18 protein-coding genes and 1 pseudogene are annotated in these 23,156 nt (G+C 72.1%); 11 read left to right on the forward strand and 8 right to left on the reverse strand.

Going from position 1 to position 23,156, the window contains the following annotated elements; all coding sequences use genetic code 11:
* Positions 1-23: 23 nt before the first annotated feature.
* The 5 genes from ACH4UK_RS03260 to ACH4UK_RS03280 all read right to left on the reverse strand — a co-directional run bounded on the left by ACH4UK_RS03260 (position 24) and on the right by ACH4UK_RS03280 (position 5,870).
* Complete coding sequence (locus tag ACH4UK_RS03260; RefSeq protein ID WP_398354370.1) at positions 24-692, reverse strand: RraA family protein; 669 nt, start codon at positions 690-692, stop codon at positions 24-26.
* A 77-nt stretch (positions 693-769) separates the two neighbouring features.
* Positions 770-1,993, reverse strand: coding sequence for a PLP-dependent aminotransferase family protein (locus ACH4UK_RS03265; protein WP_398354371.1), 1,224 nt, complete (start codon positions 1,991-1,993; stop codon positions 770-772).
* Entirely contained in the window at positions 1,983-2,627 is a 645-nt protein-coding gene (locus ACH4UK_RS03270; RefSeq protein ID WP_398354372.1) for a flavin reductase family protein, read from the reverse strand. The genes ACH4UK_RS03265 and ACH4UK_RS03270 overlap by 11 nt, the downstream gene beginning before the upstream one ends.
* Before the next feature lie 5 nt (positions 2,628-2,632).
* Positions 2,633-4,204 carry a 4-hydroxyphenylacetate 3-hydroxylase family protein gene (locus tag ACH4UK_RS03275; protein WP_398354373.1) on the reverse strand — a complete coding sequence of 524 codons (1,572 nt, stop codon included), beginning with the start codon at positions 4,202-4,204 and terminating at the stop codon, positions 2,633-2,635.
* 100 nt (positions 4,205-4,304) lie between these two features.
* Positions 4,305-5,870, reverse strand: a complete 1,566-nt coding sequence (locus ACH4UK_RS03280) for an FAD/NAD(P)-binding protein (RefSeq protein WP_398354374.1) — start codon at positions 5,868-5,870, stop codon at positions 4,305-4,307.
* A 522-nt stretch (positions 5,871-6,392) separates the two neighbouring features.
* On the opposite strand from ACH4UK_RS03280, the gene ACH4UK_RS03285 reads away from it, so the two are divergent.
* The 7 genes from ACH4UK_RS03285 to ACH4UK_RS03315 all read left to right on the forward strand — a co-directional run bounded on the left by ACH4UK_RS03285 (position 6,393) and on the right by ACH4UK_RS03315 (position 13,466).
* The gene (locus tag ACH4UK_RS03285) at positions 6,393-7,868 is read left to right on the forward strand and encodes an aldehyde dehydrogenase (protein ID WP_398354375.1); all 1,476 of its coding nucleotides are present in this window, start codon (positions 6,393-6,395) and stop codon (positions 7,866-7,868) included.
* 173 nt (positions 7,869-8,041) lie between these two features.
* On the forward strand, positions 8,042-8,845 hold the full coding sequence (locus tag ACH4UK_RS03290) for a 2-keto-4-pentenoate hydratase (protein ID WP_398354376.1): 804 nt from the start codon (positions 8,042-8,044) through the stop codon (positions 8,843-8,845).
* A gap of 74 nt (positions 8,846-8,919) precedes the next feature.
* The gene (locus ACH4UK_RS03295; protein ID WP_398354377.1) at positions 8,920-9,720 is read left to right on the forward strand and encodes a 2-keto-4-pentenoate hydratase; all 801 of its coding nucleotides are present in this window, start codon (positions 8,920-8,922) and stop codon (positions 9,718-9,720) included.
* Position 9,721: 1 nt separating this feature from the next.
* Positions 9,722-9,958, forward strand: coding sequence for a 2-hydroxymuconate tautomerase (locus ACH4UK_RS03300; RefSeq protein WP_398354378.1), 237 nt, complete (start codon positions 9,722-9,724; stop codon positions 9,956-9,958).
* 14 nt (positions 9,959-9,972) lie between these two features.
* Positions 9,973-10,956, forward strand: coding sequence for a VOC family protein (locus tag ACH4UK_RS03305; RefSeq protein WP_398354379.1), 984 nt, complete (start codon positions 9,973-9,975; stop codon positions 10,954-10,956).
* A 129-nt stretch (positions 10,957-11,085) separates the two neighbouring features.
* Positions 11,086-12,348, forward strand: coding sequence for an Nramp family divalent metal transporter (locus ACH4UK_RS03310; protein WP_398354380.1), 1,263 nt, complete (start codon positions 11,086-11,088; stop codon positions 12,346-12,348).
* A gap of 74 nt (positions 12,349-12,422) precedes the next feature.
* Positions 12,423-13,466, forward strand: coding sequence for a substrate-binding domain-containing protein (locus ACH4UK_RS03315; protein ID WP_398354381.1), 1,044 nt, complete (start codon positions 12,423-12,425; stop codon positions 13,464-13,466).
* On the opposite strand, the gene ACH4UK_RS03320 is transcribed toward ACH4UK_RS03315, so the two are convergent.
* The 3 genes from ACH4UK_RS03320 to ACH4UK_RS03330 are packed head-to-tail and all read right to left on the reverse strand — an operon-like array spanning position 13,450 to position 17,023.
* Complete coding sequence (locus tag ACH4UK_RS03320) at positions 13,450-14,160, reverse strand: sulfite exporter TauE/SafE family protein (RefSeq protein ID WP_398354382.1); 711 nt, start codon at positions 14,158-14,160, stop codon at positions 13,450-13,452. The genes ACH4UK_RS03315 and ACH4UK_RS03320 overlap by 17 nt on opposite strands.
* Positions 14,157-15,575: an amidohydrolase family protein gene (locus tag ACH4UK_RS03325; RefSeq protein WP_398354383.1), complete on the reverse strand. Its 1,419-nt coding sequence runs from the start codon at positions 15,573-15,575 to the stop codon at positions 14,157-14,159. Before ACH4UK_RS03325 ends, ACH4UK_RS03320 begins: the two co-directional genes overlap by 4 nt.
* The gene (locus ACH4UK_RS03330) at positions 15,572-17,023 is read right to left on the reverse strand and encodes a uracil-xanthine permease family protein (protein ID WP_398354384.1); all 1,452 of its coding nucleotides are present in this window, start codon (positions 17,021-17,023) and stop codon (positions 15,572-15,574) included. The genes ACH4UK_RS03325 and ACH4UK_RS03330 overlap by 4 nt, the downstream gene beginning before the upstream one ends.
* A 588-nt stretch (positions 17,024-17,611) precedes the next feature.
* Here ACH4UK_RS03330 and ACH4UK_RS03335 point away from each other — a divergent pair.
* The 4 genes and pseudogenes from ACH4UK_RS03335 (at position 17,612) to ACH4UK_RS03350 (ending at position 23,071) form a co-directional block, all read left to right on the forward strand.
* Positions 17,612-19,075: a xanthine dehydrogenase small subunit gene (locus ACH4UK_RS03335; RefSeq protein WP_398354385.1), complete on the forward strand. Its 1,464-nt coding sequence runs from the start codon at positions 17,612-17,614 to the stop codon at positions 19,073-19,075.
* Entirely contained in the window at positions 19,072-21,486 is a 2,415-nt protein-coding gene (xdhB, locus tag ACH4UK_RS03340; RefSeq protein ID WP_398354386.1) for a xanthine dehydrogenase molybdopterin binding subunit, read from the forward strand. The genes ACH4UK_RS03335 and xdhB overlap by 4 nt, the downstream gene beginning before the upstream one ends.
* 1 nt (position 21,487) lies before the next feature.
* A pseudogene (xdhC, locus tag ACH4UK_RS03345) lies at positions 21,488-22,291 on the forward strand (xanthine dehydrogenase accessory protein XdhC); the annotation flags it as partial.
* A gap of 219 nt (positions 22,292-22,510) precedes the next feature.
* Positions 22,511-23,071, forward strand: coding sequence for a hypothetical protein (locus ACH4UK_RS03350; protein WP_398354387.1), 561 nt, complete (start codon positions 22,511-22,513; stop codon positions 23,069-23,071).
* The last annotated feature ends 85 nt before the right edge of the window (positions 23,072-23,156 follow it).

A 23,156-nucleotide genomic window follows, 5' to 3' on the forward strand; every position in this document is an offset into this window, starting at 1 on the left:
TGCGAAGCCGACGCGTCAGCCGGTTACAGGTGGCCGAATCTCGCCAGCAGTTCCGGCAGCGTCGCCCCGGCGTTCATCAAATCGCGCACGGTCCGCTCCTTCTCGAGCAACTGCTGTGTCGATGAGGCGACTTCCGCCGCCGCGTCGGGCGGTACGACGGCCACTCCGTTCTCGTCGGCGACCACGATGTCGCCGGGGCGCACGGTCACTCCGTCGATCGACACCGGTACGTTGACCTGAACGACCCCTTCCAGTTCGTCGGGCGGGCAGCGGCGGGGCATGGCGGTGCGATACCAGACGGGAAAGTCGAGGTCGCGTATCTCGTCGACGTCCCGGACCGCGCCGTCGACCACCGCTCCGGCAATGCCCGCGAGTTGGGAAAGCGTGGTCATCAGACCGCCCCACATCGCCATCCGGGTTATCCCGTGGCAGGCCAGCACGACGACGTCGCCGGGGCGGGCCAGGCCGAGCACCGGCAGGATGTCGACCAGCTCGTTCTCCGGCAGGTCGATGGTCAGCGCGGGGCCGACGATCTTGTGGGTGGGCGTCACGGTGCGCAGTCCGCCGATGGCGCCGATCCGGTCGCCGGCGTCGGCGGCCAGACAGCTCGGGCTGTACTCGGGGAGCAGCAGCCGGCGCAGGGCGTCCACTTCCGTCGAGGGCCGGACCGATTCGTTGAACACGGTTGACATGCGGGTTGTCCTTCGTCCGGCCCCGAGGGGCGGTGGGAGGGCGGAGGGTACGGGGGGTGGCTCGGCGGGCGGTGCGCTCAGCGCGCGGTCGAGCCGATCGCCTCGGCGAGGACCCCGGCCAGGTTGCGCACGCCTTCGGCGATCTGCTCGTCGGGCACCCGGCTGAACGCGAGGCGCAGGCTGTTGCCGCCGCGCTCGTCGGCGTAGAAGGCACGTCCGGGTACGTAGCTGACCTTGGCGGCCAGCGCCCGTTCCTGGAGCGCCATGGTGTCCACCTGCCCGGGGAGGGTCAGCCAGCTGAAGAAACCGCCGTGCGGCCGGGTGTAAGAGACCCCCTCGGGCAGGTGGGCGGCGAGGGCGTCCGTCATGACGTCGCGGCGTCGCCGGTAGAACTCCCGGGAGGCGGCGATCCCGCGGTCGAACCCGCCGGAGCGGCCGTAGTCCTCGAGCGTCAGCTGTCCGAGGGCGCCGGTGCACTGGTCGGTGTTCTGCTTGGCCCGCGCCAGTTGGGCGACGAGACGGTCCGGGCCGACGACCCAGCCCAGCCGGATGCCCGGGGTGAAGGTCTTGGCGAAGGTGCCGACCTGGGCCACCACGTCGGGAGCCAGCGCCCACAGGCTGGGGTGGCGCTCGCCGTCGAAGCCGAGTTCCCGGTAGGCGACGTCCTCGACGATGAGGAATCCGTAGCGACGGGCCAGCTCGATGAGGGTGGTCCGCCTCTCCGGCGACAGGCTCAGCCCGGTGGGGTTCTGGTGGTCCGGGATGACGTAGACGAGCTTGGGCACCGGCTCCGTGCCGCGGCGCAGCAGCTCCGCCAGGGCGTCGGTGTCCAGCCCCTCGTCGTCCACCGGCACCGTGTCCACCCCGGCCAGCTGCCGCTGGAAGCCGACCAGGGCCCCGAAGAAGGTGGGCCCCTCGACGACGACGCGGTCGCCGGGGTCGAGCAGGCTGCGGGTGATGAGGCCGAGCCCCTCCATACCGCCGCTGGTGATCAGCAGTTCGTCCTCGGCGGGCGGCCGGCCCTCGGCGCGGCCCAGCCAGCCGGAGAACCAGTCGCGCAGTCCGGGCAGTCCGGCGGTCGGGCCGTACTGGAGCGCGGCGGGCTGCGCCAGGACGCGGGCGTGGCTCTCCGCCAGCGCGCGGGCGGGGAAGGTGTCCGGGTGCGGGAAGCCGCCCGACAGGGCGATGGCGTCCGTCGCACCGGACTGGTTGAGGATGGCGGTGATCTGGTCGCCGGTGTCGCTCGCGACATGGCGGGCGAACAGCCGGTCCCAGATCTGGGCCGCGGGGTCAGCGGGCATGTGCGGGCCTCTCTTCTCGGTCCGTGCCGAGGTCTCGGTGAGCTGCGGGCGGGTTCGCGCCCGGATGCGCGCCCGGGTTCGCGGCCGTTGTTCCGGGCAGGGCGCGCAGGTCGCGCCGGTAGTGGACGAGGGGGCCGCCGGAGCCGATCCACAGGCCCTCGACCTCGCCGACGAACAGGGTGTGGTCACCGGCCCGGTGGGCCTGGCGCACCCGGCAGACCAGGTGGACGAGGGCCCCTGTGACCAGCGGCAGGCCGTCCCGCCATTCCAGGCCGACCACCTCCGGGGACTGCTCGGCGCCGGCGAAGTGCCGGGCGGCCGCCTCCTGCTCGGCTCCCAGGATGGAGACGCCGTAGCGCCCGGACGCGTCGATGCGCCGGTGGGTGCGGGCCCCGTTGGCGATCGAGACCAGGACGAGCGGGGGTTCCAGCGAGACCGAGGTGAAGGCGTTGGCGGTCATGCCGTGTGCCTGCGGGCGACCCTCCGAACCGTCCGGTCCCTCCGTGGCGGTGGTCACCACCGTGACCCCGCTGGCGAAGTGGCCCAGGGCGCCGCGCAGCCGGTCCGGTGTGACGGCGAGCAGTTCGGGGCCGTCGGTCAACGTGGCGGCCGTCCCGCCCGGTGCGCCCCGCATCCCGGTCAACGGCCCGGGACGAAGGCGAGTTCGTCCGGGTTGAACATGTCGTCGCGCCGCCAGCCGTCGAGGTCGTACTCGTCCATGCACTCGTCGACGAAGCCCTTCAGGGCATCGGCGTCACCGTTGTCCCGGTACGCCCACAGGGTCTGGAACCGGACCGCCTCGTGGTCGCCGCCGTAGTTGCGCTCGTACAGCTCGTGGCGGCCGCCGAACTCGGTGCCCACCGCGTCCCAGAGCAGCTTCAGCAGCTTGACCCGGTCGATCGCCGGCACGCCGGCGGAGCCGCGCAGGTACTGGTCGAGGTACGGGCGGATCTCCGGGTTCTTCCAGTCGGAGGAGTGCGAGTTGAGGTAGATCAGACCGCTGCCCAGGGTCTGCTGGATGATCTCCTTGATACGCGGGTAGCCGACGCCCATGAAGGTGCGGTACGCCATCCCGTAGCGCACGTTGGGCTGCACCGCGCCGCCGACCCACGGCACCGGGTCCTTGGCCATCGCGTCGGACAGCCCCCAGAACAGGTCGCGCCAGTTCAGGATCTCCCCGACCTGCGCCTGTACGCCGCGGAAGCTCGAGGTGCCGGTCATCTCGACCGCCTTCAGGACGCACCCGGCGATGAAGTCCAGTTTCACGGCGAGCCGGGCGCAGCCGTGGAAGGTGAACCGGTCGACGAAACCGGAGCCGTTGGCGAAGGAGTTGGCCGCCTCCGCGTCGTACATGAAGACGTTCTCCCACGGGATGAGGACCTTGTCCATCACCATGATCGCGTCGTTCTCGTCCAGCCGGCTGGACAGCGGGTAGTCGAACGGGCTGCCCATGACCTGGGCGGCCTGCTCGTAGGAGGTGCGGCACAGCAGCTTCAGGCCCGGGGTGTCCATCGGGACGCTGAAGACGACGCCGAAGCGCTTGTCCTGGAGCGGCAGGCCGTAGTGGGCGACGAAGTTGGCGTTGGTGAGCACGGAGCCGGTGGCGACCACCTTCGCGCCGGAGACGATCAGACCGGCATCGGTCTCCCGCTCCACGTGCACGCACACGTCCGCGGTCTGGTCGGCCGGCTTGTCCCGGTCGATCGGCGGGTGCACGATCGCGTGGTTGAAGAACAGCACCCGCTCCTGGGCGCGCTTGTACCAGGCGAGCGCGTTGTCCCGGAAGGGGCCGTAGAAGTCGGCGTTGGCGCCCAGCGTCCCGAGGAAGGACGCCTTGTAATCGGGGGTGCGGCCCATCCAGCCGAAGACCAGGCGCTGCCACTGCACGATGGCGTCACGGCTGGTGATCAGGTCCTGCGCGTTGTGCGGGGTCTTGAAGAACGGGTGGGTGAAGCCGCCGTTGCCGGTGTCGGTGGGGACCCGGAGCACCCCCTCCGCCTCCGGGGCGTGCATGGCGTCGTAGAGGCGCGCGATGGAGCGCGCGCTGTTACGGAAGGCGGGGTGGGTGGTGACGTCCTTGACGCGTTCGCCGTGGATGTAGATCTCCCGGCCGTCGCGCAGCGAGTCGAGGTACTCGTCGCCGGTCATCGGGCGCACGTCGTTGGGTCGGTGGGCGGCTGGTGTCGGCGGGGTGATGGGCGCGGCGGTCATGTCTCCTCCAGCGGAGCGTCCGGGTCGTGGGTCGAGAGGGCAGGCGCGGCGGGCCGGGCGGCGCGCCGGTGGGCGCGGGCAGGTGTCCCGGCCCCCGCGGTCAGGCGCTGAGCACGGCGTCCTCCGTGGCGGGCAGCGGCGGCCCTCCGCCGTCGCGGATCGCCTGGACGATGTCGTGGGCGCGGTCGACGATGGAGGGGAGCCCGAAGGTGAAGAAGAGGCTGCCCGCGGCCAGGTCGCCGAGCGCGTAGAGGCCGGGGTGGGCGGTGCCGCCGACCAGGAGCCGGCTGGTGGCCCGCTCGGTGCTGACACCGCCTCGCGGGTGGAGTTCGGCCAGTCCCCCGGCGACCAGCGAGGTGATCAGCGCCTGGGCGCGGGCCGGCAGTCCGCCGGGCCCCGGGCTCACCGCGTTGATCAGGCGGTCGGCGCGCAGCGGCGCCACCCCGTCGCCGGTGCGCAGGGCGAAGCCGCCGCCGGGGCGCGGCTCGACGGCCCGGACGTCGGAGACGATGCGCAGCTGCCCCTTGTCGACCATGCCGAGCAGGGCGGTCGCGGTGGTCGCCGGCATCGGGCAGCACAGGCTCATCATCGAGCGGTAGTGGTCGCGGAGCAGCAGCTTCCGGTCGGCCTCCGGGAGCAACGGCCAGACGTCGGGCCCGGTCGCGGGCACCGCCTGCTGAAGGATGCGCAGTCCCCGGTCGTCGTCGTCCACCTCGGACAGGTGCCGGCGCAGCCGCTGTACGGGGTCCTCCGCGTCCGGCGCCGCGGTGATCTCCCGCGCCACCGCGGCGAAGTCCTCGCCCGCGTCCGCGAACTCGGCGCGCATCAGGTCGACCACCTGTCGCAGCGTCACCGACTCACCGCGCCGGGCCGCGCCCCGGAACCGCTCGGGGGTGAAGTGCCGCAGGGTGTGCGGCCGTGCCGTCTGCCGGACCCGGGGCAGGACTCCGCTGCGCGAGGCCAGCAGGACCTGGCCGCGGTGCCCGTGGGCGAGCAGGGACAGGGCGATGTCCACGCCGGTCAGCCCGGCCCCGATGATGCCGATGTCGGCGTCGGCGTCGAGCTCCCCGAGGGTACGGGTCAGCGGGTAGGCCTCGGCGAGGTAGCCGTCCAGGCCGGCCAGCCGGTACGGGTCGCCGGGCCGCCCGCGGCCCACGCAGAGCACGGTGTGGTCGACGGTGAGGCTCTCGCCGTCACCGTGGACCAGCCGGACCCGGCCGTCGGCGACGGGCACGGCGGCGGTGACCTGGTCGGTGACGATGTCGACCCGCCAGCCCGCCGTGCGCAGCCGGGCGACGGCGTCGCGCGCCGACTGCTCCAGGTAGGCCCCGTAGGTGGCGCGCGGCACGAAGCGGATCCCGTTGATCGGGTCCACGAAGTCGGGTTCGGCCATGCCGAGCACCGCGTCCCGGGTGGCCAGCCAGCCGGGGAAGTGCCCCTGGTCGCCGAAGCGCACGGACATCCCCTGGGGGGCGATGTTCACCCGTACCGTGTCGAGGTCCGGCTGGTAGGGCCGGCCGCGCCACAGGTGGGGCGAGGGTTCGAAGACCGTGACCTCCCCGGGTTCCAGCCGGGCTTCGGCGAGTTCGTCCAGCAGACAGACGGCGGCCGCCCCTCCCCCGATCACGCCTATGGCGACATTCCGGCTCAGCTGTCTTGAGCCCATGGTTAACACGTCCCCCTCAGACCACTGGTGAGCACCGGGGCCGGTCGACTCCCCGTCGAACCGACCGACCACCGAAGAGAAAAGCAGCTGCGAAAAGCAGAAACGAAAAGAATGGGGCGCCGCCTGATGTGCGGCGGAGCAGGTAAAGGCGGGTAAAGGCGGCGCGCGGCCAGGAACGGCAGACGCGTCCGACCTCGAAATGAATCGCCCCGCAGGAGACGAGCGGCCCCCGAGCCCGGCGGCCGAACGCCCCGTGTCTTTCCGGCCGCCCCGTTCTGTCGAAAGCGACGCTACCCAGCTCGCGATTTGCCGGTCAACTATTCAGGGCCACACGATACAAACCCAAAAAGTGAGTCAACAGAATCTGCTCTCCTTGACTCTCCGGATGGGCGGATCGCAGGATGAAGCCGCACCGGACGCATTTCGGGGAGCTGTTTTCTCCGCACCTGAATCGCACCGCCGGCGCGTCGGCACGGCAATCACCACGACCACCGGGAATCCGGTATCCAGGGGGTACTTCGCATGTCCTTCGGCGCCACGGCCACGGAAAAGCGGACGGTTCACCATCTGATCGGCGGCCGCTCCGTCGCCTCCGAGGACGGGCGCACCTTCGAGACCCGCGACCCGCACGACGATGCGCTGCTGGGCACCGTCGCCCGGGGCGGGGCGCGGGACGCCGAGCGGGCCATCTCGGCGGCGCGCGCGGCCTTCGACGAAGGTCCCTGGCCCCGGATGACGCCGACCGAGCGGCGGGCGATCCTGCACAGCGTCGCGGACGCGGTCGACGCCCACCGGGAGGAACTGGCCCTGCTGGAGTCCCACGACAGCGGGAAGACCCTCCGCCACGCGCTGCACGGCGAGATGCCCCGGGTCGCCCAGAACCTGCGGTTCTTCGCCGACTACGCGGCCCTCGCCACCGAGGACGCCTACCCCAACGGGCCGGTGCTCGGCTACTCGTTGCACGTCCCGGCCGGCGTGGTCTCCGCGATCAGTCCGTGGAACGCGCCGCTCATGCTGGCCACGTGGAAGGTGGCCCCGGCGCTGGCCTTCGGCAACACCGTCGTCCTGAAGCCGGCCCCGCAGACGCCGCTGACCGCGGCCCGGTTCGGGGAGCTGGCGCTGGCGGCGGGGTTGCCGGAGGGGGTCCTCAACGTCGTGCACGGATACGGCGGCGACGAGGTCGCCGGGCCGCTGACCGGCGACCCGCGCGTGGACCGGATCACCTTCACCGGCTCCAGCGCGACGGGGGCGGCGGTGATGGCGGCCGCCGCGGCCCATCTGACGCCGGTCTCCGCCGAGCTGGGCGGCAAGTCGGCCAACATCGTCTTCGCCGACGCGGATCTCGACGTCGCGGTCCAGGAATCCCTGAAGGCCATCTTCGGCGGGAGCGGCCAGGTGTGCTTCGCCGGGTCGCGGCTGCTCGTCCAGCGGTCGATCCTGCCCGAGTTCCTGGAGCGGTTCACCGCCGAGGCCGAGAAGCTCGTCGTCGGCGACCCGCGCCAGGAGAACACGTTCATGGGCCCGCTCATCGAGCGCCGGCACCTGGAGAAGGTGCACGGTTACGTCGAGTTGGCCCAGCGGGAGGGCGGCACGGTCGTCACCGGCGGCGGGCCGCCGACCGACAGCGCGCTGGCCGGCGGGCACTACTACCGGCCCACCGTGATCACCGGGCTCAGCAACGACTCGCGGACCGCGCAGGAGGAGATCTTCGGCCCGGTGGAGACGGTCATTCCGTTCGACACCGAGGAGGAGGCGCTGCGGATCGCGAACACCACCCGGTACGGGCTGGCGGGCATCCTCTTCACCCGGGACCTGGACCGCGCGCACCGGATGGCCGCCCGCTGGAAGGCCGGCACCGTGTGGGTGAACTGCTACTTCGAGCGCGATCTGCGCATGCCCTTCGGGGGCGAGGGGGCCAGCGGGGTCGGCCGGGAGGGCGGCATGTTCTCCCGCGAGTTCTTCACCGAACCCCGGGCCGTGGTCCTGCGCATCCGCTGACCGGCCGGGCCCGCCGGAACCGAGCAGCCGGAACCGGACGGCGCCACCGCCTGCTGCCCGCTGCCCCGTTGCCCCGCCGCCCGACGGCGGCGCCGGTGAGGGCGGCGGGCGCCCGTTCGGCCCACCACTCCATCGCGGACCACCGCGCGAAGACCGAGAGGCACTGATCCGCCATGACCGACGTCCATGACGCCGACGCGCTGCGTGAGACCGCCGCACGACTGCACGGCGCCCACCGCACCGGAAAGCCGGTCGGCTCCCCCAGCCGTGAGGGTGCGGTGACCACCCTCGCCGATGCCTACCGGGTCCAGGCGGAGGTGCTGCGCCTGCACACCGCCCCCGGTCGGCGGATCACCGGCCTGAAGGCGGGCCTGACCTCCGTGACCGCGAGGCGGGCGGTGGAGGGGGCGACGGAGCCGGTGCTCGGCCGGCTGACCGACGGCATGTTCCGGACCGGCCGTCTCCTGCTGGATTCCGGCGAGTTGATCCGTCCGCGGGCCGAGCCCGCGCTGCTGTTCGTGCTGGGCGCCCCGCTGGAGGGTCCCCGGGTGAGCGCCGTGGACGCGCTGCGGGCGGTGGAGTTCGTCCTGCCCGCGCTGGAGATCACCGACTCCCGGGTCGAGGACGGCCCGGCCACGGTGCTGGACCTGGCCGCCGACAACGCCGGCTGCCATGCCGTCGTCCTCGGCACGGAACCCGTACGGCCGGCCGACACCGATCTGCGGCTGACCGGCCATGTGCTGTACCGGGACGGGGCGATCGTCGCGACCGGCGCCACCGGCATGGCGCTCGGCTCCCCGGTGGCGGCGCTGGCCTGGGCGGCCAACGCCCGTGAGAACGAGGGCGAGTTCCCCCTCACGGCGGGCAGCAGCGTCCTGGTCTCCGGCTTCGCCACGCCCACCGACCTGCTGCCCGGCTCGACGGTGACGGCGTCCCTGGCCGGTCTGGGCACGGCGACCGTCACCCGCTCCCGCTGACCCGCCGCCCCGGGCCTCGTCCCGTAGAGCTCCATCCCCTTGAAGCCCATCCCCCAGAAGGAGGCGGCCTTCCCATGGCCGAGGCACTGGAAGTACGACCCGGTGACACCCGACGGGCCGCCGCGGTCCTGCTGGAGGCGGAGCGCTCCGTCACCGCACGCGGTCCGATCACCGAGCAGTGGCCCACGCTCGATCTGCCCGGCGCCTACACGGTGCAGTACGAGGCGCTGCAACAGCGCCTGGCCCGCGGCGAGAAGCTGATCGGCGTCAAACTCGGGCTCACCTCGCGGGCCAAGCAGATCCGGATGGGCATCGACTCACCGTCCCTGGCCTGGCTGACGGACGCCATGGTGCTGCCCGCCGGGGAGCCGCTGCCGCGCGAGCGGCTGATCCACCCCCGGGCCGAGCCGGAGATCGTCTTCGTGATGGGCGAGCGGCTGGCCGGGCCCGGGGTCACGGCGGCGACCGCCCTGCGGGCCGTGGAGCGGGTGCACGCCGGCCTCGAGATCATCGACAGCCGCTTCCAGGACTTCTCCTTCACGCTCGCCGACGCGGTCGCCGACAACAGTTCCTCCGCGCTCTTCGTGCTGGGGCCGGTCAGCCGTTCCCCGGAGGGGCTGGACCTGGCACACGAGGCGGTCCTGCTGGAGGTGGACGGCGAGGCGGTCGACTCGGCGACCGGCGCCGCCGTGCAGGGGCATCCGGCCGAGGCGCTGGCCCTCGCGGCGAACGCTCTGGGGGAACGCGGACTCGCCCTGGAGCCGGGCCAGATCGTCCTCACCGGCGGTATGACCGACGCCGTCCACGTACGGCCCGGAGCCAGTGTCCGCGCGAGCTTCTCCACCCTCGGCGCCATCTCCGTATCAGGAGGCTGACATGCCCTTCATCGACGTCACGCTCGGCACCGGCCGCTCCCCCGAGCAGGTCCGTGCCCTGATCCACGAACTCACCGAAGCGGCGCACCGGGCCGTGGGCGCCCCGCTCGCGAACATCCGCGTCATCATCCGCGAGGTCGAACCCCAGCACTGGGCGGCGGGCGACGTGACCACGGCGGAACGCACCGAACGCAACTCCCGGCAGAGCGCGGGCGGCACACCGCCCGCACCGGCGTAGGAAGGCAGTGGCACATGAGCGAGGAACAGTACCGGCACGAGATCGCGCATCTGGCGCGGGTCGAGCTGCACACCCCCGACCCCGACGGCACCCTGTGGTTCTTCAAGGACCTGCTCGGCATGTACGAGACCCAGCGCGAGGGCCAGTCGGTCTATCTGCGCGGCTACGAGGACCCGTACCAGTGGAGCCTGAAGATCACCGAGGGCCCGGTGGCCCGGATGGACCACGCGGCGCTGCGGACGACGTCCCCGGAGGCCCTGGAGCGCCGGGTGCGGTCGTTGCAGTCCGGCACCGGTGAGGGCGCCTGGTCGGAGGACGAGTACGGATACGGCAAGACGTACGACTTCACCACGCCCGACGGTCACCACATGAGCCTGCTGTGGGAGGCGGAGAAGTACCGGGCGCCGGAGGATCTGCGCAGCAAGATCCTCAGCCGTCCGTCCAAGAAGCCGCTGCAGGGTCTGCCGATCAAGCGTCTGGACCATCTCAACCTGCTGGCCAGCGACGTCACGCCGATGAAGGACTCCTTCGAGCAGCACCTGCGGCTGCGTACCAACGAGCGCGTGGTGGACGGTGATGTGGAGGCCGGGGTCTGGATGAGCAGTAGCCAGCTCAGCCACGACGTCGCCGTCATGCGCGACGCGCGCGGCGCCCGGGGCCGCCTGCACCACGTCGCCTTCTACTACGGGGTGCAGCAGCACACGGTGGACGCGGCGGAGATGTTCCGGGACTACGACATCACCATCGAGGCCGGACCCGACCGGCACGGGATCACCCAGAGTTCCTTCCTGTACGTCTTCGAGCCCGGCGGCAACCGGATCGAGCTCTTCGGCGACCCCGGCATCCTGCTCCTGGAGCCGGACTTCGAGACCCGTACGTGGACGATGGACCAGATCGACACGGGGACGGCCATCGGCGGGACCAACCTGCCGCAGGAGACGTACTTCAGCTACGGCACTCCGCCGCTCGACCCGGAGACCGCGGAGGACGCGGACTGACCCCGCTCCCGGTGCGCGGAGCGCCGCACCTGGCGTCCGCTCCGCGCACCGGGCCCGCACGCCCGCCCGGCACGGTGGGGCCCCCGGGGCCCCACCGACACCACCACCACCGGCCCGAAGGAACCCAGCATGGCCTCGCCCGCTCCCCCGAAGGCCCCGGAGATCGCCACGGCCCCGACCGAGGTCCGACGGGTGCGCCGCGCCTTCTACGGTCCGGCGTTCGTCGCCGCGGTGGCCTATGTGGACCCGGGCAACTTCGCCACCAACTTCCAGGCGGGGGCAAACTTCGGCTATCTGCTCGTCTGGGTCCTGGTGATGGCGAACGTCGTCGCCGTGTTCATCCAGTACCTGTCGGCGAAGACCGGTCTGGCGACCGGGCAGGACCTGCCGACGCTGTGCGGACGCCGGCTGCCGCGTCCGCTGGCCGCCGGGCTGTGGATCCAGGCCGAACTGGTCGTCATGGCTACCGACCTGGCCGAGTTCGTCGGCGCGGCGATCGGTCTGCACCTGCTGTTCGGTGTGCCGCTGTTCCCGGCGGGGGTGGCCACCGCCGTCATCAGCTTCGCGCTCCTGGCCCTGCAGAGCCGCGGCTACCGGCCCTTCGAACTCGCCACCACCTTCCTGCTGGCGGTGATCGGGTTCGGCTTCCTCTACCAACTGGTGGCGGTCGGCGGACCGGACAGCGCTCAGGTGGCGGACGGGCTGATCCCGCGGCTCGCCGGCACCGAGTCCCTCACCCTGGCCGTCGGCATCATCGGCGCGACCGTGATGCCCCACGTCATCTACCTGCACTCGGCGGTCACCGCCCAGCGCGCCCGGCCGGTGGGCGAGCGCGCGATGCGGGCGGCGCTGAGCGCCCTGCGCACGGACTGCGTCGGCGGCCTGGGGCTGGCGGGGCTGATCAACCTGGCGATGCTCTGCGTCGCGGCGGTCCTCTTCCACGGCGCCGGCCAGGGCTTCGACGGGACACTGGCGGGCGCGCACGAGAACCTCGGCCGGCTGGTGGGCGGTACGGCCGCACTGGCCTTCGCGGTGGCGCTGCTCGCCTCGGGCCTGTCCTCCTCGGGCGTGGGCACCTACGCCGGGCAGGTGGTCATGGACGGCTTCATCCGCCGCCGGATCCCGCTGGTGCTGCGCCGGGGCCTGACCATGCTGCCCGCGCTGGTGGTCCTGGGCCTCGGGGTCCCTCCGGACGACGCGCTGATCGCCTCCCAGGTGGTCCTCTCCTTCGGCATCCCCTTCGCGCTCGCCCCCCTGGTGTACTTCACCAGCCGCCCGGCCCTGATGGGTTCGCTGGTCAACCGGCGGATCACCACCTGGGCGGGGGTCGTGATCTGTGTGGTGCTGTCCGCCCTGAACCTGTATCTCCTGGTCCAGCTGCTCTTCGGCTGAGCCGAGACCTCGCCGGGGAGGCCGGTGGGCGAAGATGGGGTGCCCCGTCCTCAGCCCGCAAGGAGTGCCCGTCGATGCGAACCTCCGGTCCCGGCTCGCGGCCACCGACGATCGCCGATGTCGCGCGGCTCGCCGAGGTGTCGCGTACGACGGTCTCGCACGCCCTCAACGGGATCGGCAAGGTCGATCCGCGGACCAGGGAGCGCATCAAGCAGGTCGCCGCCGAGCTCGGTTACCGGCCCAACCTGCGGGCCCAGCGGCTGCGCCGGGGGGAGGCGAAGGCCATCGCGCTCGCCTCCTCGATGCCGTTCGCGGTGGCCGGTGGGCCCTCGCGGCTCGGGTTCTACATGGAGATCGCCGCCGCCGCCGCGGAGAGCGCTCTGCTGCACGGCTACGCGCTGGTGCTCGTACCGCCCGTGCAGTCGGAGTCCGCCCTGTACTCCGTCGACATCGACGGCGCCATCGTCGTCGAGCCGGACGTGAACGACGCGGCCGCGGCGCAGTTGCGGGAGCGGGGCCTGCCCTATGTGTCACTGGGCCGGCCGGTGTCGCCGGACGACACGTCGCCGTATGTCGATCTGCGCGGCGGGCAGGTCGCCGAGTTGCTGTTCGCGCATCTGCACGAGCAGGGCGCCAGGCGGCCCGCGCTGATCGTCGGCTCCGGATCACGCCACTCGTCGGTCGACGCGCTCGCCGCGTTCGAGCGGGTCGCCGAGCGGTACGGCTGGGAGCCCGTCGTGGCGAGCGCCCCGGAGGCGGGCGGCGAGCAGGCCGGGTACGCAAGCTGTGCCGCCCTGCTTGCCGAGCACCCCGGGACCGACGCGGTCTGCGCGCTGGTGGACGCGTTCGCGGTGGGCGCGGTGCGGGCGATCCGGGACAGCGGGCGGTCCGTACCGGCCGACGTCATGGTCGTCACCCGGTACGACGGGCTGCGTGCGCGCACCTGCGAGCCGCCGCTGACCGCCGTGGAGCTTCATCTGGACCGGGCGGCGGCCGCCGCGGTGGAGCTGCTGCTCGGCCGGCTGCGCGGCGAGGACGCCGCCGCCACGGTGGCGACGGCGCCCGAACCGCGGGTCGTTCCGCGTGCCTCGTCGCTACGGGTCACAGCCCGAGCATGAGCACCAGACCGGAGACCAGGGCGAAGACGAGTACGCACAGCCGCATCCTGCGCGCGTCCAGCCGGTGGTGCACCAGCCGGCTCAGCCACGCGCCCACGGCGATCACCGGCAGCAGCGCCACCGCGAGACCCAGGTGTCCGGGCTCGCCCTCCCCCGTCGCGAACAGCAGCCCCAGCGAGGCCACTTCCCCGACGAGGAAGCAGGCGGCGACGGTCGAGCGCAGTTCCGCGGGCGGCCGGTGCTGGTAGACGAGCGCGAGCGGGGGGCCGCCGACGCCCGTCGCGGTCTCCGTCAGTCCGGTCACCACGCCCGCTCCGAGGTAGGCCGCCCGGCCGGGGGTGAAGGCGGGGGCGACCAGGCTGACCACCGCGGCCAGCACGGTGGCGACGCCGACGAACAGGCCGATGCTGCGGTCCGGGATCAGCCAGAGCAGCGCGAGCCCGGCGGGCGTGGCGGCCAGCCGGGCCCCGGTGATCCAGCCCGCGCCGCGCAGGTCGATCGAGGCGCGTTCACGCCAGGCGACGTACAGGTTGAGCGGGACCATGGCCGCCAGGACGAACACCGGGAGCAGACCGGGGTCGAGCATCCCGGCCACGGGCGCGACGATCAGGGCGAAGCCGAGACCGCTGCTGCCCTGGACGAACGCGGCGACCGCCACGGTGACGGCGAGGACCGCGAGTGCTTCCGTACTCACCGTGCGGTGCTCCTCTGCCGTGCCGCGGCGGACGTGGGGTGCGCCCGCGTGATGGGGGCCTTCTCGACGGCGGCTCGGGCCAGTTCGGCCGCCTGCCGTACGAGGGCGGGGCCGTCCCAGCCGGTGGGCAGGCCGTGCCACAGCCGCAGGTCTCCGGCGACGAACACGGCGGTGATCTGGTCGCGGTTGCCTCGGCGTACCAGCTCCCACGGTACGTCCCAGGAGAGCGCGAGCTCGGGGTTGGTGAGGTCGACGAGGAGGAAATCGGCGGCCAGCCCCTCGGCGATCGTGCCGGTGCGCGCACCGAGGCCGACGGCGTCGGCGCCGCCCGCGGTGGCGTGGTCGAGCCAGGTCCAGCCGGCGCCGCACGACGAGTCCCCGATGGCCAGCCCGGAGGCGATCCGCTGGGCGAACTCGGCCGCGTCCGCGAGCCGGAACCCGTCGCCGCGGGTGCCGTCCGTGCCGAGTCCGAAGCGGATGCCGCGCTCGGCCATGGCGGTGGCCGGGGCGACGGCGTTGCCCTTCCAGGCGCTGGCCACCGGGTTGTAGCTGACGGCGGTCCCGGTGTCGGCGAGCAGGGTCAGTTCGCGGGGGGTGAGCAAGGTGGCGTGGGCGGCGAGCAGTTGAGGGCCGAGCGCACCGATTCTGTGCAGGTGTTCGAGCGGCCGCAGTCCGTGCCGGACGAGGGAGCGTTCGACACCGGCCAGGTGCTCGTTGACGTGGATCTGCACGACCGCGCCGGCTTCCGCGGCCAGACGTGCGGTGCGGTGCAGGGTCCGGGAGGTGGCCGCTTCGGGGATCGAGACGGCGAGGGAGGCGTGGATCAGCGGATCGCCGTCGTACCGGGCGAGGTGCTTCTCGGCGTTCTCGAGGACGGCGGCGGTGCTCGCGGAGTCCTCGGCGGCGGTCGCGGCGTCGTCGGCGACGTCGTTGCACACGAGCCCCAGTACGCAGCGGATTCCGGCGTCACGAGCGGCCGACGCGACGACGTCGACGTCCACATCGGCACGCGTACCGGCGTCGGTGACGGTGGTGAAGCCGCCGCGCAGGGCCTCGAACGCCGCCAGTTTGGCCGCGGCATAGGCCGATTCCTCGTCCAGCGCCCCTTCCAGCGGCACCCAGACCCTGCGGAAGATCTCCGATGGCTCACCGTAGGCGAGCGCGGAGCCGAAGCTCTGGGTCAGATGGTGGTGGGCGTCGACGAAGCCGGGCATCAGAAGGTGGCCGGGCAGCGTGACGGCGTCGAGCCGCGGATACGTGCGCGCCAGTTCCCCGGCGGGTCCGACGGCGCGGAAGGAGCCGTCGGCGACGACGACCGCGTGGCCCTCGACGGTCCCTTCCGGCAGCAGCACGGCATCGGGTACGAGGAGGAGCGGGCCGGAGGAGTCCAGGAGGTCGCGGGTGAGCCGGGTCATCGGTCGCTTTCCGTGCGTGAGGTGGTCAGCCGGGCGGCGACGCGCGGCCTGAGGTGGTGGAAGAGGACGTTGAGGACGGCGGCGACGAACGCGCCGACGGCGACGCCGCTTTCGAGGAGGATGCGGACGTTCGGCGGGAAGCCCGCGTACACGCCGGGGATGAGGATCGGCAGCAGGCCGAGCGCCAGGGCGACGGCGCAGATGAACGTGGAGGTGTGCTGGTCGAGGTCGGACCGGCCGAGCATCTGCACGCCGAGCACGGTGATCACAGCGAAGACGACCATCGCCGTGCCGCCGACCACGGCGGACGGGACGACGCTGATCGCGCGGGTCACCGGCGCGAGGAACCCGATGACGATGAGGACCACGCCGGCGGCGGCGGTGACGTAGCGGCTGCGGACGCCGGTGACCCGGACGATCCCGATATTCTCGCCGCTGGTCACCATCAGCGGCAGCCCGAAGAACCCGCCGAAGAAGGAGGTCAGCGCGTCACCGCGGACGGTCTTGGGGACGTCGGTGCGCGTGTCGATCTCCTTACCGACGGCCTCGGCGTTGATGACCGTCTGGCCGGTGGCCTCCGCCATGGAGGCGAGGCTGTAGAGCATCAGCGGCAGCGCGGCGATCAGGCTGAACTGGGGTGAGCCGAACGGCATCAGTTCCGGCACGCTGACCAGACCGCCTTCGGCGGCGCGCGCGAGGTCGATACGGCCGAGGAGTCCGGCCAGCACCGTGCCGGCGACCAGTCCGAGCATGACGGCGAGTTGCCGCAGGATGCCGGTGAAGAGCAGATAGAAGACGACCGTGAAGCCGATCGTCGCCATGCCGAGCGCGAGGTCGGTCGGGTCCGCGAACCCCGGTTCGCCGGGCCGGCCGGTGACGAGGACCGCGCCGACCTTCACCAGGTTGATCCCGACGATGACGATCATGGTGCCGATGACCAGGGCCGGGAAGAACCTGAGCAGCCGCGAGAAGACCGGCAGGACGACGAAGCAGAAGGCCGCGGTGAGGATGACCGCGCCGCTGGCGGTGCGCAGACCGTGCTGCTCGGCGATGGCGACGAACAGGATGAGCGGCGCGCCGCCGGGCAGCATCACGAACGGCAGCCGGGGACCGAACTTCCACGGCCCCAGCGACTGGATCAGCGAGCCGATGCCGGAGAGCACGAAGGCCGCGGAGAGCAGGTTGACGGTCAGGCCGGCGTCGAGCCGGAGGGTGGCGCTCATCAGGAAGATCGCCGAGATGGGGGTGGCGGCCATGACGAGGACGTGCTGGATCCCGAAGAGGACGATCCGCCCCAGGGGGCGCGACTCGTCGACGGGGTGCACAGGGGGGTGCGGGGCGTCCCGCACCGCTGACTGCGGGGCGTCGTGCGTGACCGGCTCCGACGTGGGCGGCTCCGGCGTGGGCGGTGGTTCGGCTCCGGGTGCGGGCTGGCGGTGACTGGACACGTCGGTGCTCCCATTCGGCGTGAGGAACGCTCGGACATCAGCCGCGATCCGGCCCCGGAACGGAGGGCCAAATCGATTTGGCCAAATCGATTTGGCCGTCAGTATGGGGAGGCCCCGCGATCGTCGTCAAGAGCGGTGACCGGGGCGCGCGGCAGACGGTGGAGCCGCGGCGGTCAGGGAAGCCGCGCCTGCGGGCCGCGGGGCCGGGCGGCCCCTTGACCTCCATGACGGCAGCAACTACTTTGCCGTGAAACGCTGGCCCCCGGCCCGCGATCCGGCCCCCGGCCCTCGAAAGGAGGCGACCCGCTGATGTTCACCTACTCCGACCTCGGTCGCCTCGCCGAGTGCGCCGCCTGGGTCACCGGGCGTATCGCGCACGGCTGCTGAGCGCACCCCTGCCCCGGTGCCCTTCCGTGGCGCATCCCGGCTGCCCCGCTTTCGCTTTCCCGTCACCCTTTTCTCGGCGCCTCACCGGCGTGCGCCGTCCCGCGCCCGCGCCTGCCCCGTGGTGCGTCTGATCCCAGAGAGCTGTCAGACATTGACGAAGACGATGAACCAACCGGCCGCACGACCGACCGGAGGCCTGTCGTGACGGCACCACGCATCACGGTCAACGGGGCCGAAGCACCGCTCTCACCGGCCGCGCCCCACACCACGGTGCTGGACTTCCTGCGCGAGCGCGGCCTCACCGGCACCAAGGAGGGCTGCGCAGAGGGTGAGTGCGGGGCCTGCGCGGTCCTGGTCGCCCGCCCCGGGACGGACGAGCCCACCGACTGGGTGGCGGTCAACGCCTGCCTGCTCCCGGCAGCGGCGCTCGACGGACAGGAGGTGGTCACCTCCGAGGGGCTCGCCACCGTCGGCGCGGCCGGCCCGCCGGGCGCGCTGCACCCGGTGCAGCAGGAGATGGCGGTCCGCGGCGGCTCCCAATGCGGTTACTGCACACCGGGGTTCGTCTGCAGCATGGCCGCCGAGTACTACCGGCCCGACCGCTGCGCCCACCCGGCCCCGGCCGAGGACGCCGACCCCGAGCACGGGCCGAACGGCTTCGATCTGCACGCGCTGAGCGGAAACCTGTGCCGCTGCACCGGCTACCGTCCGATTCGCGATGCCGCGTTCGCCGTCGGCGCGCCCACCGACGAGGACCCGCTCGCACAGCGTCGTGCGCAGTCCCCGCCCGTGCCGGTCGCCACCGAGTACGTCCGGGACGGAGCCGCGTTCCTGCGGCACAACACCCTGGGCGAGACCTTGCGGCTGCTGCGCGAGCGGCCCGACGCGGTGGTGGTGGCCGGCTCCACCGACTGGGGCGTTGAGGTGAACATCCGCGCCCGCCGGGCCGATTGCGTGATCGCCGTCGACCGGCTGCCCGAACTGCGGGAGCTGCGCGTCGGATCCGACGCCATCGAGATCGGCGCGGCGCTCACCCTCACCGAGATCGAACGCCGCCTCGACGGCCGACTCCCGCTGCTGGCGGAGCTGTTCCCGCAGTTCGCCTCGCGGCTCATCCGCAACGGCGCCACGCTGGGCGGAAATCTGGGGACCGGCTCCCCCATCGGCGACAGCCCGCCGGTGCTGCTCGCCCTGGAGGCGTCGGTGGTGCTCGCCGACGCCGACGGAGAACGGCAGGTTCCGCTCGCGGAGTACTTCACCGGCTACCGACAGAGCGTGCGCCGGCCCGGCGAGCTGATCCGCGCGGTACGCGTCCCGCTGCCGCTGTCGCCGGTCGTGGGCTTCCACAAGATCGCCAAGCGGCGCTTCGACGACATCTCCAGCGTGGCGGTCGCCTTCGCACTCGACGTCGAGGACGGGATCGTCCGCAGGGCCCGCATCGGTCTGGGCGGTGTGGCCGCCACCCCGATCCGGGCCCGCGCCACCGAGGAGTCCCTGGAGGGCAGGCCGTGGGCAGCGGAGACCGTCGGCGCAGCCGCCCGGGTCCTGCGGACGGAGGGCACGCCGATGAATGACCAGCGGGCCAGCGCCGCCTACCGCTCCGCGATGCTGGGCCAGAGCCTGTTGAAGCTGTACGCGCAGACCACCGAGGCGGTTTCGTCATGAGCCAGCTGTCCCAGCGCCCCGAGAAGCCGGCCGTCGGCGTGTCGATGCCGCACGAGAGTGCCGCCCAGCACGTCACCGGCGCCGCCCTCTACACCGATGACCTGGTCCATCGCACCAAGGACGTGCTGCACGCCTACCCGGTCCAGGTCATGAAGGCCCACGGCAGGATCAGCCGGCTGCACACCGGGCCCGCGCTCGCCGTGCCCGGTGTGGTCCGCGTACTGACCGCCGCCGACGTGCCCGGTGTCAACGACGCCGGTATGAAGCACGACGAACCGCTGTTCCCCGACACGGTGATGTTCCACGGCCACGCGGTCGCCTGGGTGCTCGGCGAGAGCCTGGAGGCGGCCCGGCTCGGGGCGGCGGCCGTCGAGGTCGATCTCGACGAACTGCCCTCCCTGATCGGTCTGTCGGAGGCGATCACGGCCGAAAGCTTCCACGGCGCCCGGCCCCTGATGCTCAGCGGCGACGTCGACGCCGGCTTCGCCGACTCCGCGCACGTGTTCTCGGGTACGTTCCAGTTCTCCGATCAGGAACACTTCTATCTGGAGACGCACGCGGCGCTGGCCCTGGTCGACGAGAGCGGGCAGCTGTTCGTCCAGAGCAGTACCCAACACCCCTCCGAGACACAGGAGATCGTCGCGCATGTGCTCGGCCTGCACAGTCACGAGGTGACGGTGCAGTGTCTGCGGATGGGCGGCGGCTTCGGCGGCAAGGAGATGCAGCCGCACGGCTTCGCGGCCGTCGCCGCGCTCGGCGCCCGGCTGACCGGCCGGCCGGTCCGGGTCCGGCTCAACCGCACCCAGGACCTGACCATGTCCGGCAAGCGCCACGGGTTCCACGCGGAGTGGAAGATCGGCTTCGACGCCGAAGGCCGTATCCAGGCCCTGGACGCCACCCTGACCGCGGACGGCGGCTGGAGCCTGGACCTGTCCGAGCCGGTGGTGGCCCGTGCGCTGTGCCACATCGACAACACCTACTGGATCCCCAACACCCGGGTCGCGGGCCGCATCGCCAAGACCAACAAGGTCTCCAACACCGCCTTCCGGGGCTTCGGCGGACCGCAGGGCATGCTGGTGATCGAGGACATCATGGGCCGGTGCGCGCCGCTGCTCGGCCTGGACCCGATGGAGCTGCGGGAGCGCAACTTCTACCGGCCGGGGCAGGGCCTGACGACGCCGTACGGACAGTTGGTCACGCACCCCGAACGGATCTCCACCGTCTGGCAGCAGGTGTCCGACGACGGCCGCCTCGCCGACCGGAAGCGGGAGATCGCGGCGTTCAACGCCACGCATCCGAACACCAAGCGGGGACTCGCGGTCACCGGGGTCAAGTTCGGCATCTCGTTCAACCTCACCGCCTTCAACCAGGGCGGCGCGCTCGTTCTCGTCTACAAGGACGGCTCGGTCCTGATCAACCACGGTGGCACCGAGATGGGCCAGGGCCTGCACACCAAGATGCTGCAGGTGGCCGCGACGACGCTCGGCATCCCGCTGCACAAGGTGCGGCTGGCCCCGACCCGTACCGACAAGGTGCCCAACACCTCCGCCACCGCGGCCAGCGCGGGGGCGGACCTCAACGGCGCGGCGGTGAAGAACGCCTGCGAGCAGATCCGCGAGCGGCTGCTCCAGGTGGCCGGTGGCCGGCTGGGGACGAACGCCTCCGACGTGCGCATCGTCGAGGGCGTCGCGCGCGCCCTCGGCAGCGAGACGGAGCTGGCCTGGGACGACCTGGTGCGCACCGCGTACCTCCAGCGCGTGCAGTTGTCGGCCTCGGGCTTCTACCGGACCGAGGGGCTGCACTGGGACGCGAAGGCGTTCCAGGGCTCACCGTTCAAGTACTTCTCCTACGGTGCCGCCGCGGCCGAGGTGGAGGTGGACGGCTTCACCGGCGCGTACCGCATCCGGCGGGTGGACATCGTGCACGACGTCGGCGACAGCCTCTCCCCGATGATCGACATCGGCCAGGTCGAGGGCGGTTTCGTGCAGGGCGCGGGCTGGCTGACGCTGGAGGACATGCGCTGGGACACCGGTGACGGGCCGGGCCGCGGCCGGCTGCTGACCCAGGCGGCGAGCACGTACAAGCTGCCCAGCTTCTCGGAGATGCCGGAGGAGTTCCACGTCCGGCTGCTGGAGAACGCAACCGAGGAAGGCGCGGTCTACGGCTCCAAGGCCGTGGGCGAGCCTCCGCTGATGCTGGCGTTCTCGGTACGGGAGGCGCTGCGGCAGGCCGCCGCGGCGTTCGGGCCCGCCGGAGTGAGCGTGGAACTCGCCTCGCCCGCCACACCGGAGGCGGTGTACTGGGCGGTCGAGGCGAGTCGGGCCGCCGCTTCCCCGGACGGTCACCCCGGCGACGGGTTCGCCAGCGGGGCCGGGGCGCCGACCGGGACAGCAGCGTTGAGCGGTGCCTGAGATGACCTGGTTCGCCGCGGTCGCACGGCTGCGAGCACGCCGGGAGCCCGGCGTGCTGGTGACCGTCGCGACCGTGCGCGGCCACGCCCCTCGCAACAGCGGCGCGAAACTCGTCGTGGGGCGGAGCGAGACATGGGGCTCGATCGGTGGCGGCAACGTCGAGGCGGTCACGATCGACCGGGCCCGGGAGCTGATCGCCGCGTCCGCGGCCGAACCGGAGCTGCTGGATTTCGCCCTGAACGACAAGGTGACCAACCGGCACGGTGTCCAGTGCTGCGGCGGCACGGTCTCGGTGCTGCTCGAACCGCTTCCGGTGGTACGGGCGGTGGCCATCTTCGGCGTCGGCCACGTCGGGATGGAACTGGCGCGCGTCCTGGCACGGCAGGACCTCGACCTCCATCTGGTGGACAGCCGCTCGGACATGCTCGCCGAGGAGCGGCTCGCCGTCCTCGCGGACGCGGTGGCGGGGGTGCGGGTGCACCACACCCCGCTGCTGCCCGAGGAGGTCCTCGAGACGTTGCCGCGCGGCACCCACGTCCTGATCATGACCCATGATCACGCCGAGGACGCCGCTCTGTGCGACGCCGCCCTGCGGACGACCCACCTTGGTTCCGTCGGGCTGATCGGGTCGGCGGCCAAGTGGGGGCGGTTCCGCAGACGTCTCCTCACGGAAGGAGGTCACGACGAGGCGGCCATCGATCGGATCAAGACCCCGATCGGGCTGGCCGACATCGCCGGCAAGGACCCCGCGACCATCGCCGTGAGCGTCGCGGCCGATCTGCTACGCACCTTCGAGGCGGAGGGGAACGGGGCGGAGGGCAGCGCGGCGGAGGAACACCACCGTGACGGGCCGATGGACGCCGACATCGACGAGAATGCACAGGCGGCCGCCCAGGGCGGGTTCCGGCCCACAGGTACGAACATCACCTATGTGTCCCCACACTTGAAAACGGTCGTCTGATCGCATGGACGAGGACGGCGCCCGCAGCGCCGTCCTCGTCCGCACTCCGAAAGGCTTCTGACGTTGTCTGTCCAGGGATCTCTCCGACGTCACCGGTTCATCGGCAGGGTCGCCTCCCTGTCGGCCGCCGTCGCCCTCGCCGCCACCCTGTCGGCGTGCTCCGGCGACGAACCGCCCGAGAAGGCGTACACCGTGCCCACCTCCCTGTGTGGGATCACCGTGGACCCCGCACTCGTGAAGGCCGCCCTGCCCGGCGGCGACTCCCTCACCTCGGCCACCACGAAACCGAACGGCGGAACGGTCCGCTGCAACCTGTCCGTGGACGGCAAGGAGGCTCTGAGCCTCGCCCAGGCCTGGTGGGGGGACAGGGACAACGCGGCAGGGGTCGCACAGGGATACGCCAACACGGACGACGGGAGACTGTCGGACGACCTCCGCTTCCTTCACACCGGGAAAGCCGGCGTCGGCAAGACCGTTTCCTCCTGCGAGGTGCCGGAACACCCGGAGCAGGACCTCTACGTGGTGGTGGAGACCCGCGACTCCGGCATCGACGACCCGGCCGCCATCGAGAAACTGCTCATCGCCTACACCAAGGCGGTCGAGAGGTCAGCGGCCTGCCGGTGATCCGCCGCCGGATCTTGATCTGAGCGAAATGAACGGGGGCCGCCGCTGGAGGGCGACGGCCCCGTCCTCAACGTGAGCCAACGCG

This window comes from Streptomyces sp. NPDC020884 (assembly GCF_044333935.1).
Taxonomy (GTDB): domain Bacteria; phylum Actinomycetota; class Actinomycetes; order Streptomycetales; family Streptomycetaceae; genus Streptomyces.